At 70.1% G+C, this 12,540-nt stretch carries 9 protein-coding genes; 5 read left to right on the plus strand and 4 right to left on the minus strand.

The window, feature by feature from the left end; genetic code table 11:
- The first annotated feature begins 3 nt into the window (after positions 1-3).
- Positions 4-1,404 carry a mycothione reductase gene (locus NVV32_RS05950; protein WP_422391690.1) on the plus strand — a complete coding sequence of 467 codons (1,401 nt, stop codon included), beginning with the start codon at positions 4-6 and terminating at the stop codon, positions 1,402-1,404.
- 51 nt (positions 1,405-1,455) lie between these two features.
- On the opposite strand, the gene NVV32_RS05955 is transcribed toward NVV32_RS05950, so the two are convergent.
- Positions 1,456-3,264 carry an AMP-dependent synthetase/ligase gene (locus NVV32_RS05955; RefSeq protein WP_422391691.1) on the minus strand — a complete coding sequence of 603 codons (1,809 nt, stop codon included), beginning with the start codon at positions 3,262-3,264 and terminating at the stop codon, positions 1,456-1,458.
- 132 nt (positions 3,265-3,396) lie between these two features.
- On the opposite strand from NVV32_RS05955, the gene NVV32_RS05960 reads away from it, so the two are divergent.
- Complete coding sequence (locus NVV32_RS05960) at positions 3,397-4,494, plus strand: ROK family glucokinase (RefSeq protein WP_422391692.1); 1,098 nt, start codon at positions 3,397-3,399, stop codon at positions 4,492-4,494.
- A 58-nt stretch (positions 4,495-4,552) separates the two neighbouring features.
- On the opposite strand, the gene NVV32_RS05965 is transcribed toward NVV32_RS05960, so the two are convergent.
- A complete protein-coding gene (locus tag NVV32_RS05965) occupies positions 4,553-5,119 on the minus strand; it encodes a hypothetical protein (RefSeq protein WP_422391693.1) in 567 nt (188 codons plus the stop codon).
- 285 nt (positions 5,120-5,404) lie between these two features.
- Between NVV32_RS05965 and NVV32_RS05970 the strand changes: the two genes are divergently transcribed.
- Together NVV32_RS05970 and NVV32_RS05975 are read left to right on the plus strand one after the other, a co-directional pair.
- The gene (locus tag NVV32_RS05970) at positions 5,405-6,268 is read left to right on the plus strand and encodes a lysophospholipid acyltransferase family protein (RefSeq protein WP_055773539.1); all 864 of its coding nucleotides are present in this window, start codon (positions 5,405-5,407) and stop codon (positions 6,266-6,268) included.
- A gap of 96 nt (positions 6,269-6,364) precedes the next feature.
- The gene (locus tag NVV32_RS05975) at positions 6,365-7,747 is read left to right on the plus strand and encodes a class II 3-deoxy-7-phosphoheptulonate synthase (protein WP_055773537.1); all 1,383 of its coding nucleotides are present in this window, start codon (positions 6,365-6,367) and stop codon (positions 7,745-7,747) included.
- Positions 7,748-7,818: 71 nt separating this feature from the next.
- On the opposite strand, the gene NVV32_RS05980 is transcribed toward NVV32_RS05975, so the two are convergent.
- Together NVV32_RS05980 and NVV32_RS05985 are read right to left on the minus strand one after the other, a co-directional pair.
- Positions 7,819-10,152, minus strand: a complete 2,334-nt coding sequence (locus tag NVV32_RS05980) for a protein kinase domain-containing protein (RefSeq protein ID WP_422391694.1) — start codon at positions 10,150-10,152, stop codon at positions 7,819-7,821.
- Positions 10,153-10,253: 101 nt separating this feature from the next.
- Complete coding sequence (locus NVV32_RS05985; RefSeq protein WP_422391695.1) at positions 10,254-11,858, minus strand: LysM peptidoglycan-binding domain-containing protein; 1,605 nt, start codon at positions 11,856-11,858, stop codon at positions 10,254-10,256.
- 306 nt (positions 11,859-12,164) lie between these two features.
- Between NVV32_RS05985 and NVV32_RS05990 the strand changes: the two genes are divergently transcribed.
- Positions 12,165-12,518, plus strand: coding sequence for an Rv2175c family DNA-binding protein (locus tag NVV32_RS05990; protein ID WP_055772391.1), 354 nt, complete (start codon positions 12,165-12,167; stop codon positions 12,516-12,518).
- The last annotated feature ends 22 nt before the right edge of the window (positions 12,519-12,540 follow it).

The raw sequence follows: 12,540 nt of genomic DNA on the forward strand, positions 1-12,540 counted from the left end.
CAGGTGACCCACTACGACCTCGCGATCATCGGCTCCGGTTCAGGCAACACCCTCATCTCGCCGGAATGGGACGATCGGAGCGTCGTGCTCGTGGACGGGGGCAAGTTCGGCGGCACCTGCCTCAACGTCGGGTGCATCCCCACCAAGATGTTCGTCTATCCCGCAGAGCTGGCCTCGGCGCCGACGGTGTCCTCGCGGCTCGGGGTCGACCTCCGGTTCGAGGGCGTCCGGTGGACCGACATCCGGGACCGGATCTTCACCCGGATCGACGCCATCTCGCGGGGCGGTCGCACCTATCGGGCGGAGGAGCTCGAGAACGTGACGCTCATCGAGGAGTACGTGCGGCTCACGGGGGAGAAGTCCTTCGAGACGGCCTCCGGGGAGGTCGTCACGGCGGATCAGCTGGTGATTGCGACCGGATCACGCGCCGTCATCCCGGACATCCCCGGCATCACCCTCCCGCAGGTCCACACCTCGGACACCGTCATGCGCATCGATGAGCTGCCCGGACGGCTGCTGATCATCGGTGGCGGCTACATCGCAGCGGAGTTCGCCCACGTGTTCTCCTCCTTCGGCACGGAGGTGACCATCGCCGTGCGCTCCGGCGGGATGCTGCGGCATCTCGACGAGACGGTCGCCGACGCCTTCACGCAGCAGGCGGCCCAGCAGTGGGACCTCCGCCTCGGCACCGCCGTCACCGCGCTGACGGCCTCCGCCGGCGGCGTGACCGCATCGCTGGAGGGCCCCGACGGTCCGGTCGAGGTCGAGGTCGACGTCGTCCTGGTCGCGGTGGGGCGCACACCGAACACGGACACGCTCGGCGCAGCGGACGCCGGACTGGACCTGCACGACGACGGCCGTCTCGCCGTCGACGCCCAGCAGCGGGTGCTCCGCGATGGTGCACCCGTGGAGGGACTCTGGTCCCTGGGCGACGTCAGCAGCGAGTACCAGCTCAAGCACGTGGCGAACCACGAGGCGAGGATCGTCGCCCACAATCTGCTGAACCCCGGGGACCTCCGGTCGAGCGACCATCGCTTCGTGCCGGCCGCGGTGTTCTCCCACCCCCAAGCCGCGTCCGTGGGCATGACCGAGGAAGAGGCTCTCGTCCATGCGGACGCGACCGGCGCCACCGTCGTCACGGCAGTGCAGCACTACGGCTCGACCGCATACGGCTGGGCCATGGAGGACACCACCGGCTTCGCGAAGGTCATCGCGGACCGGTCCACGGGCAGGATCCTCGGGGCGCACGTCCTGGGTCACGAGGCGTCCATGATCATCCAGCCCGTCGTCCAGGCCATGTCCTTCGGTCTCGACGCCCACACCATGGCCAAGGGCCAGTACTGGATCCACCCGGCCCTCACCGAGGTCATCGAGAACGCGCTGCTCAACCTGAAGACGGACTGATCCGACCCTCCTCCCCGGACCGACCGTCCGGCCCGCGGGGGAGGAGCCGGCTCAGACCCGGGCCGAGGAGTAGATGGACTCGACGACGGCCGAGTAGTCCTTCAGCACCTGGTTCCGCTTGATCTTCAGCGACGGCGTCAGGTGCCCGGTGGTCTCCGTGAAGTCCGTCGGGACGATCCGGAAGACCTTGACGGCCTCCGCCCGGGAGACGGTGGTGTTGGCGGTGTCGACGAGTTCCTGGATCTCCGCGAGGACCTTCGGGTGCTCCGCCGCTTCCGCGATGGTGGTCGTGGCCGGGAGCTGGTGCCGCTCGAGCCACCCGGGAAGGGCTTCCTCGTCGAGGGTGATCAGCGCGGAGATGAAGGGGCGCTGGTCGCCCACCACGACGCACTGCGAGACGAGGGCATTGGAGCGGATGGCGTCCTCGAGGACCGCCGGGATCACGTTCTTGCCGCTGGCGGTCACGATGATCTCCTTCTTGCGGCCGGTGATGCGCAGGAACCCGTCGTCGTCGAGCTCACCGATGTCCCCGGTGCGGAACCAGCCGTCGGCGAAGGTGTCCTCGGTCAGGTCGGGACGGTTGAAGTACCCCTTCATCACGCAGACGCCCCGGGTGAGGATCTCGCCGTCGTCGGCGATCTTGACGGCGTTGCCGGGCAGCGGTGCGCCGACGGTGCCGATCTTGATCTTCTTGGGGGTGTTCACGGTGATGGGGGCCGTGGTCTCCGTCAGGCCGTAGCCTTCCAGGACCATTAGTCCGATGCCGTGGAAGAAGTGGCCGAGGCGGTCTCCGAGCGGTGCGCCGCCCGAGACCGCGTGCTGGACCCGCCCGCCCATGGCGGTGCGGATCTTGCCGTAGAGCAGCCGGTCGAAGACCGCGTGCTTGACCTTGAGGCTCAGGGGGATCCGGCCTGCCTGCTCGGCCTTCGACCAGGCGATGGCGACGTCGGCTCCGGCATGGAAGATCTTGCCCTTGCCGCCGTCCTCCGCCTTCAGCATCGAGTTGTTGTAGACCTTCTCGAAGACGCGCGGCACGGCGAGGATGAAGGTCGGCTTGTAGCTCTGGAGGTCCGGCAGCAGATTCTTGACGTCCGGTGTGTGCGCCACGGTGGCGCCGGCCGCGACGCACAGGACGGAGATGAAACGGGCGAACACGTGGGCGAGGGGCAGGAACATGATGGTCTGACCACCTTCACGTGCCACCTCGGGGAGGGCCGCAGCAGCGTTCTCCGACAGCTCCACGAAGTTCCCGTGGGTCAGCTCGCAGCCCTTGGGCTTCCCGGTGGTGCCCGAGGTGTAGATGATGGTCGCGACGTCGTCGAGTCCGGCGTAGGCGCGGCGGTCCGCCAGCATGGCGTCGTCGGTCCCGGCCCCCGCGCTGCGGAGCGTGTCGAGGCCGTTGCCGTCGAACGGCCAGACATGCTGCAGGGAGGTGATGCCCTCCAGTGCCACGGCCTCGCGCACCACCTGCTCATGGCGCGCAGCCTCGACGAAGGCCCCGACCGCGCCGGAATCGCTGAGGATCCAGGCCACCTGGGCGGGGGAGGAGGTCTCGTAGACCGGCACGGAGACGGCCCCGGCGAACCAGATCGCGAAGTCGGCCAGGGACCACTCGTACCGCGTGCGGGCCATGATGGCGACCCGGTCGCCGGGCTGGATACCGGAGGCGATCAGTCCCTTCGCGATGTCCTCGACCTGCCGGCGGAACTCCGTCGCGGGGATGTCCTCCCACTCACCGGAGGGCCGCTTGACCGCGAACAGTGCCGGATCGGACGGCTTGGCCGCCTGCCGGATGACGAGATCCGCGATGTTGGACCGGCGGGGAACGTCCACGAGGACGGGAACGCTGATGTCGCGCACGATAGCTCCTTTGGTATCACCTTGATCGTGGGTCGCCTCAGCCTATCGGTTCCCCTGCTGCACGGACCGTCCAGTAGTGTACAGATCGGTAACGGCGGCGCGTCGGCGCGGTCCGCGACGAGGAAGGACCGCATGGCGATCACGCCCGAGCCGACCACCCCGAGGGTCCGCCGGCCCCGCGGCGAGGCCCCGGCCGGGTGGCGGACGAACGGCCCCCTGGCGCAGCGCGCAGCACGGTCCTCCTTCCCCAACCCGGCACGGCGTGGACTCTCCGTCGGAGTGGACATCGGCGGGACGAAGGTCGCCGCAGGGGTGGTGGACGTGCACGGCCGCATCCTCGCCGAGGCCCGTAGGGCGACCCCGGGACAGGATCCCCGTGCGGTCGAAGCCGTCATCTCCGACCTGGTGCGCGAACTCTCCGGCGACTACCGCATCCGTTCCGTCGGCATCGGCGCCGCGGGGTGGATGGACCTGACCAACAGCACCGTCCTGTTCAGCCCCCACCTCGCGTGGCGCAACGAGCCGCTGCGGCGCAACCTCGAGAAGCTGCTGCGCCGACGCGTGACGGTGGTGAACGACGCCGATGCCGCAGCCTGGGCCGAGTGGCGTTTCGGGGCCGGCCGCGGCGAGAGCCGCCTGGTCTGCGTCACGCTCGGGACCGGCATCGGTGGCGCGATGATCTTGGGTGGGCGCGTGGAGCGTGGGCGCCACGGCGTCGCCGGGGAGTTCGGGCACCAGATCATCGTGCCGCAGGGCCATCGCTGCGAGTGCGGCAATCGCGGGTGCTGGGAGCAGTACGCCTCGGGCAACGCACTGGGCCGCGAGGCGAGGGAGCTCGCTGCAGCGAACTCCCCGGTCGCACGGGCCATCCTCGATGCGGCCGGCGCGGACGCGGGGAACGGCTCGGCCATCACCGGGGCCCTCGTCACCCGCCTGGCGATGCAGGGGGACCCGGCGTCGCGCGAACTCGTCGACGACGTCGGCCAGTGGCTGGGGCTCGGCCTCGCCAACCTCGCGGCCGCCCTGGATCCCGGGACCTTCGTGATCGGCGGCGGGCTCAGTGATGCGGGCGAGCTGCTCCTCGATCCCGCGCGTCGCGCCTTCGGTCGGAACCTGACCGGTCGGGGCTTCCGGCCCGCGGCGAGGATCGAGCGTGCCGCGCTGGGCCCCCAGGCGGGGCTGATCGGTGCCGCGGACCTGTCACGCCTGCTGTCCCGGAGCGCGACCTGACCTCCGCCGCCCGTGGCTGCCCGACCGGGCGGGGAACGGATTCAGAGGACGGACGCCGTCAGACCTCGGCGCCGTCATCCCCGATGTCCCGGTGTTTCGGCAGCTTCGTCACGAGGTAGCCCGCACCGGCGAGGAACAGGGCCAGCACGGCCAGTGTCGCGGCCAGGGGAGCATCCTGCCAGAACATGGCGAACAGGAGCAGCAGGACGGGCCCGCCGGCGGCTCCCACCCAGGCGAGAACGGTGAGGGGGTCGCCCGAGCCCAGGGGTGGCGGCTCGTCCGGGGTGAAACCGTCGTCCTCCTCCGGCTCCTCGGGGGCGACGTAGTCGCGTGGTCCTGCCGAGGCGAACGGCTGGTTGCGGAAGATGGCATCGGCCCGCTCGCGGTCCGTCAGGCCGTCCGGCTCGCCGCCGCCCCGCCCCGCAGGAGCGGCGCCGGCCGCATCGGTCCTGTGGACACCGCGACCGTCCGGGCGCGCTCCCGGTGCCCCGGCGGGCGGTTCCTGGGTACGGGGTGACGCCTCGGTGGCCAGGGGATCGGAGGCGGTGCCCTCCAGCCGCGCGACGAGATCCTGCCACACGGCGTCGTCGGTGGATTCGTTCGGTTCCTGACCTCGGGGGCCCATACTCTGCTACCTGCTGTCGCGTGCTGCGCCTGGGCCCGAGACGTCGGGCCGGCATCCTGCTGATGGGAGGGCGTGCTCGTCCCATCGTGGACACCACGCGGCGCTACGTCAACCGGCCGTCAGCGTGTCGGCAGTGCTCGACGCCGGGCGGGACCGGGTGCAGGGGTGGCGCCCCGCCCGGAAAGGACGGGCGTCCGCCGGGTCGGCCCCCTTAGAGTAGGCTTCCACAGGAAAAAGCGGGTGGCACGCCACATGCCGCACCGTCCATGCAGGGAGGCTGGCAGCGTGTTCTATTGGGTCATGAAACGGATCATCGTCGGTCCGATCCTGAACCTCCTCTTCCGGCCCTGGGTCAAGGGACTCGACAACATCCCGTCCACCGGACCCGCCGTGATCGTCAGCAACCACCTGTCCTTCTCCGACTCGATCTTCCTGCCGATCGTGGTACCCCGGCCCGTCGTGTTCCTCGCCAAATCGGAGTACTTCACCGGCAAGGGCATCAAGGGCAGACTCACCGCCCTCTTCTTCCGCCTCTCCAACCAGCTGCCCATGGACCGTTCCGGCGGCGCGGCGTCGTCGTCGTCGCTGACCGCAGGCATGGACATCCTCAACGACGGAGGCATCCTCGGCATCTACCCCGAGGGGACCCGCAGCCCCGACGGTCGCCTCTACCGCGGCAAGACCGGCGTCGCGAAGCTCGTGCTGGCCACCGGCGTACCGGTCATCCCGGTGGCGATGATCGGGACGGACAAGGTCCAGCCCATCGGCCGACGCATCCCGAACATCAGGCGCGTCGGAGTCATCATCGGGGAGCCCCTGGATTTCAGCCGCTACGGGGGACTCGAGGACGACCGCTTCGTCCAGCGCTCGGTGACGGACGAGATCATGTACGAACTCATGCGCCTCTCCGGCCAGGAGTACGTGGACGCCTATGCCAGCACCGTGAAGGAACGCCTCGCCGCGGAGAAGGCAGCCGGCCGTAAGACGCCGAAGCCCGGTGCGGACACGCGGAAGGCCGCCGTCCGGATCTCTCCCGACGCTCCCGCTCCCGGCGCCGTCACGGAGATCGGCAGGGCCGCGGGGAAACAGGCCGGAGCGGGCGAGACCGGTGCGTCCGAGGGTCACGAGTCCAGGCCGCAGGCAGGCTAGGCGCACTCCGCTCGAGGGCTCCCCTGTGTGACCTGTCGCGACGCGGCGATGACGGGCCGAATCGGGGGCCCGACGGCCAGCACGTAGAATCCCGGTGTGACCGATTCACTAGCTCCCGCCCTCCCGCGTACCGCGGAACCCACCCCGTCCACCACCGATGGCCTCGATGCCTGGCGCTCGATGGCCGCCGTGCAGCAGCCGTCGTGGCAGGACGCCGGGGTCTATTCGGCGTCGGTGAAGGAGCTCTCGAGCCTGCCGCCCCTGGTGTTCGCGGGCGAGGTGGATGTGCTGCGCGAGCGGCTCGCCGCTGCGGCACAGGGCAAGGCCTTCCTCCTCCAGGGCGGTGACTGCGCCGAGACCTTCGACGGTGCGACCGCCGACAAGATCAGCGCCCGGGTGCGCACCATCCTGCAGATGGCCGTCGTCCTCACCTACGGAGCGTCCCTGCCCGTCATCAAGATGGGCCGCATGGCGGGCCAGTTCGCCAAACCCCGCTCGTCGAACGACGAGACGCGCGACGGCGTGACCCTTCCCGCCTACCGCGGCGACATGGTCAACGGGTACGACTTCACGCCTGAGAGCCGCGGCCACGATGCCTCCCGCATGGTGAAGGCCTACCACACGTCCGCCTCGACGCTGAATCTCATCCGCGCCTTCACCCAGGGCGGGTTCGCGGACCTCCGCCTGGTGCACCACTGGAACAAGGGGTTCATGGCCAACCCCGCGCACTCCCGCTACGAGTCGCTGGCCCGCGAGATCGACCGGGCGGTGCGCTTCATGGACGCCTGTGGCACTGATTTCGAGGCGCTGAAGCGCGTCGAGTTCTTCGCGAGCCACGAGGCCCTGCTCCTCGACTACGAGCGGGCGCTCACACGCATCGATTCGCGCACCTCCCTGCCGTACGACACCTCGGCGCACTTCCTGTGGATCGGGGAGCGGACCCGCGACATCGACGGCGCCCACGTCGATTTCCTCTCGCGGGTGCGGAACCCCATCGGCGTCAAGCTCGGCCCGTCCACCTCGGCGGACGACGCCCTCGCCCTCATCGACAAGCTCGATCCGAACCGTGAACCGGGCCGCCTGACCTTCATCACCCGCATGGGGGCGTCGAACATCCGCGAGAAGCTGCCCTCCCTCGTCGAACGTGTCACGGCGTCCGGTGCGCAGGTGCTCTGGGTCACCGACCCCATGCACGGCAACACCGTCACCTCACCGAACGGGTACAAGACCCGCAACTTCGACGACGTCATCGACGAGGTCCGGGGTTTCTTCGAGGTGCACAACGCCCTGGGCACCTTCCCGGGTGGACTGCACGTGGAGATGACGGGCGACGACGTCGCCGAGTGCCTCGGGGGTGCCGATCCGATCGACCAGGAAGCCTTTCTGGAGCGCTACGAGTCGGTCTGCGACCCTCGCCTGAACCACATGCAGTCCCTGGAGATGGCCTTCCTCGTGGCAGGAGCGCTCTCCAAGAGCTGAGGACCGGCACCGGCTGGTCTCACCGCCCGCCGGCCTGCGGGCGGCCACCCGGGGGGGGCCGCCTGCAGATCTCAGGTGACGGTGATGCGGACGGTCGTCCCCTCGGGCTGCTCACCTGTCGGGCTCTGCCCTGCGACGAGTCCGAGGACCGAGCCACCGAAGGTGTAGTCGACCTCCACCACGAAGCCCGCCTCCTCGAGTGCGGCGACGGCCCGGTCCTCGGACAGCGAGAAGACGTTGGGCACCCTCACCAGGCGCGGTCCCCGGGAGAGGGTCAGCGTCACGGTCGTCCCGCGCTGCACCTCGGTACCGGTCGGGCTCTGGACCACGACCGCTCCGCGCGGCACCGTGCGGCTGAACTCCTCGACCTCGGCCACCGCCGGTACGAGGCCGGCCTGCTCGAGGGCTGCGGAGGCTTCCGCCGCCGTGAGTCCGGTGACCTCCGGAACGGCGACGGGCGCCGGACCGCGCGACACCACGAGGTCCACCGTGGAATTGCGGCGCCGCTCCGCGCCCGCATCCGGTGTCTGCCGGAGGACGTTCCCGGCGGGAACGGTCTCGCTGTACTCCTGCTCCAGCCCTCCCACGGCCAGACCCGCTGCACCGAGACGCGCCGCGGCGTCGACCTCGGCGCGTCCGAGGAGGTCGGGGACGGCGAACAGCTCCGGGCCCTTGGACACCATCAACTCGACACGCTCGAAGCGCCTGACCTCGGAGGTGGCGGCCGGGTCCGTGGCGACCACCAGCCCTTCGAGGACCTGCTCGTCGAACACCTCCTCGGTGGCGATGGTGGACAGGCCCTGGTCCGCGAGCGCCGCCCGGGCCTCCTCGAGGGGCGTGTTGCTGACGTCGGGCAGGGAGACGAGTCCGGCCGGTCCGGCGCCGAAGAACCAGCCCGCGGTGGCCACGAGGCCGGCGAGGAGGACGAGCAGGACGACGAGCGCGCGGACCCAGCGTCGACCCGCTGTGCCGTGCAGCGACTGCTGCGGGCGCTGGGCCTCGCGGGACTGCCGGCGTTTCGAGAGGGGACGGGCGGTGCTGCCCGCCGAGCGCGCGGGGTCGGCGGTGGGACCCGCAGCGGCGTCGGACGACGGGCGTCCCGCGGCGGCCGGGGCGGGCTCCTGACGGGACGACGCGGGTGCGGCGGTCGGCATGGCACCGATCACCCGCGTGGCGTTCCGGTCCGTGCCGATCACGCTCGTCCGGTTGGCGTCGTCGAGGGTGCGGAAGACCTCCGTCGCGCCGGCCGGAGCAGGAAAGGGATGCAGCGCACCGGTCGAGGGTCGTGGCAGTGCCTCGGTGTGGTCCCCGCGCCCGCCCGTCGGCTCCGTACCGATGCGGGCCGTCCGATCGGCCTGCCGCTCCCCCTGCCACGGACCGGTCCGTCCGTCCCGCAGGATTTCCGTGTCGGATACAGCATCGGATGACGACCGCGCGGCGGTGCCGTCGTCGCGCCGGGCGTCCGGCAGGCGGGGGACGACGGCGGCGGTGAGGCTCTCCTGCACCGCAGCAGCGCCCGCCGTCCCGACCGGGACGAAGTCGAGCTCCTCGTCGGTGAGGACGGTCCGGATGTGCCGGAGTTCACCGAGCAGCGCCGCGCCGTCGACCGGACGGTCCTCGGGATCCCGGGAGGTGCACCACTGGACGAGTTCGTCGATGTCCTCGGGAAGGCCCGGGAGGAGGACGGAGGGCGCGGGGACGTCCGACTGCGCGTGCTGGATCGCGACCTGGATCGGCGTCTCGCCCGTGAAGGGCTGCCTGCCGGTCAGCAGCTCGTAGAGCATGACGCCCGTGGAGTAGATGTCGCTCTGCGCCTCCGCCGGCCGGCCGAGCACCAGTTCGGGGGAGAGATATGCGACCGTCCCGACGAGGGTCGCGGTGCCGGTGGTCGCCGAGACCGCACGGGCGAGACCGAAGTCGGCGATCTTCACCTGCCCGCTGTCCGAGAGCAGCACGTTCTCCGGCTTGACGTCGCGGTGGATGAGCCCGGCGTCGTGCGCCGCGGCAAGGCCCTCGACGACGGAGTCGAGCAGCACCAGAGCATGCCTGGGGGTGAGGCGGCCTTGTTCGCGCAGGACCTCGCGCAGTGTGCGTCCCTGGACGAACTCCATGACGAGGTAGGCGATGGCCTGCCCCTCCACCTCGTCCACGCCCTGGTCGAGCACGCCGACGACGTGCGGGTGCGAGAGTCTGGCGGCGGACTTCGCCTCCTGCTCGAACCGGTCGATGAAGCCGGGCTCGTCGGCGAGGTGCGGATAGAGGACCTTCAGGGCCACGCGCCGGTCCAGCCTCCGGTCGGTGGCCAGGTACACGGTCGACATCCCGCCGCGGGCCAGGCGGGATTCGACGACGTACCGTCCGTCGACCGTCGCGCCCTCGAGCGGGTCCCTCCGTTGCTGGTGCACCCTCCGATACTAGGCGGGGACGACGGGAGGGGGCGGGACCACCACGCGATCCCACCCCCTCCCGTCCGTGGTCACGGTCCCGGAGGACGGACCTCCGCGGCCTACCGGAAGTTCTTCTGGTGGGCCTTGATGGCGGCGACGTACTGCTTGGTGTCCTGGAACATCCCGCGGGTCTGCACGGAGTACGCACCCTGGTAGTAGGAGGCGATGGCGATGTCGAGGGAAGGACTGGTCCGCACGAGCGACCGGATGATCGCAACACCCGCCGTCGCATTGTCGTACGGGTCCAGCAGGTTCAGCTTGCGCCCCACGAGGTCGCTCGCCCACTGCCCCGAGGAGGGGATGACCTGCATGGTGCCGATCGCGTTCGCGGGGGAGACGGACCGCTGGTTGAAGCCGGACTCCTGGTAGGCGAAGGCGAGCGCCAGGCTGGGGTCCACCCCCATGGAACGGGCGGTGTCGGCGACGATCTTCTGCATCTCGGCCTGAGACGGTGCCGGCAGGGAGTTCAGGAGGGCCTTGTTCGCATTGGCGTCCGCGACGACGCGGTCCGGGTACGTGTAGCCGAGGAAACTCGACGGCACGAGGTCGGAGGGTGCCGGAGCGGGCGCGGGAGCCGGTGCTGCGCCCTTGCCCGGGATCGTGAGTTTCTGGCCCGGGTAGATGATCGTGGTCATGCTCATCTTGTTGGCGGCCAGCAGGGCCTGCAGGGAGACACCGTGTCGGGAGGCGATGGCGCCGAGTGTGTCCCCGCCCTTCACGGTGTAGGACCCGGCCTGCGGCGCGGGGGCCGGAGCCGGTGCTGGCGCCGGTGCGGGCTTAACCGGTGCTGGAGCAGGTGCTGCGCCCTTGCCCGGGATCGTGAGTTTCTGGCCCGGGTAGATGATCGTGGTCATGCTCATCTTGTTGGCGGCCAGCAGGGCCTGCAGGGAGACACCGTGTCGGGAGGCGATGGCGCCGAGTGTGTCCCCGCCCTTCACGGTGTAGGACCCGGCCTGCGGCGCGGGGGCCGGAGCCGGCGCGGGAGCAGGTGCGGGCTTACCCGGCGCGGGAGCAGGTGCTGCCCCCTTCCCGCCGATCGTCAGTTTCTGGCCCGGGTAGATGATCGAGGTCATCGAGAGCTTGTTGTCCGTGAGGAGGCTCTGGAGGCTGACCCCGGCACGCGAGGCGATGGCGCCGAGGGTATCGCCGGGCTTCACCACGTAGGTCGAACCGGTGGTCTTCACCGCCGGGGCAGCGGGAGCGGAGGGTGTGGGCTTCTCCGCCCCGGCCTTACCGCCGAGCGTGATCTTCTGGCCCGGGTAGATGATGGTCCGCGCGTTCATCCGGTTCAGGGTGAGGAGGCTGTCCGTGGACAGCCCGTGACGCTTGGCGATCGCTCCGATGGTGTCGCCCGGCTTGACGGTGTATTCGGCGGGAACGGGCTGGGCGGCGATCGCGATCCTCTGCGCGGGTACCTGTACCGCCACCAGTGCGGCGGGCACGAGCGTGCGCGAGGGCAGGGAGACCGCAGGGGTGCCGAGGTGACGCATGGCAGGCGCGACCTGGGCAGGAGCCGCCGTCGCCGGTTGGGCGAGGGCGACCGAAGAGAGAATCACCGCGGGGAGGGCGGCGGTGGTCACGGCGACATTCAGGCCGCGCGCGCTGACGCCGGTGGCCTTCCTGCGGGTGCCGTTCAGCGGTGCGTTCGATCGCTGGGCAGTCATGTTTCGTTCCTCGTCTGTTGGCGGCTGAGTCCGCGCGGACGCACGCGCCCGTGGTGATTCTTCCTGATCGGGCGCGCGCAGTGCTGGTGATGCTGATGTGTCACCTGTGGTTACTGTTACTTCTGTGACCCATGTGAACTTACACGATGAGGGCAGTAGCACAAGAGGCATGAAGATCCCGTGAAGCTGTTGTCCGGCGTGTCGCAGGAGATCCGCATCGTGTCGCGTCCCTGCGGACCAGCCGGCGCCCTGTGCCGCAGGTCGTCCGAGTGGAGCCGGAATGCGTCGGCATGGCACCCTTGGACGGTGAATGAACTCCAACAGCTCGTCCCAGCCTGGCTGAATCTCCCCGAGGTGGCGCAGGCGCTCGACCTCCCCATCACCCGCGTGCATTCGCTCATCAGTGAGCGGGCGCTGGTCAGCGTCCGTATCGGTGAGCGAAACATCCGCAGCGTGCCCGCGGAATTCCTCGTGGACGGGGCGATCCTCGACAGCCTCAAGGGCACCGTCGTCGTCCTGGCGGACTCCGGCTACGGGGACGAGGACATCATCCGATGGCTCTACACGGAGGACGAGTCGCTTCCGGGTCGGCCGATCGATGCGCTGCGCGAGGGACGGAAGACGGAGATCCGCCGTCGGGCGCAGGCCGCTGCCTGGTAGGCCGATCCACCGCCGGGTGGGT

It is taken from the genome of Arthrobacter sp. N1, from assembly GCF_048288285.1.
Classification (GTDB): Bacteria; Actinomycetota; Actinomycetes; order Actinomycetales; family Micrococcaceae; genus Arthrobacter_D.

Excerpts from the sequence above, each read along its gene's own strand:
- NVV32_RS05960 (WP_422391692.1), top strand. The coding sequence starts at position 3,397 with ATGGCGATCACGCCCGAGCCGACCACCCCGAGGGTCCGCCGGCCCCGC.
- NVV32_RS05985 (WP_422391695.1), bottom strand. The coding sequence starts at position 11,858 with ATGACTGCCCAGCGATCGAACGCACCGCTGAACGGCACCCGCAGGAAG.
- NVV32_RS05965 (WP_422391693.1), bottom strand. The coding sequence starts at position 5,119 with ATGGGCCCCCGAGGTCAGGAACCGAACGAATCCACCGACGACGCCGTG.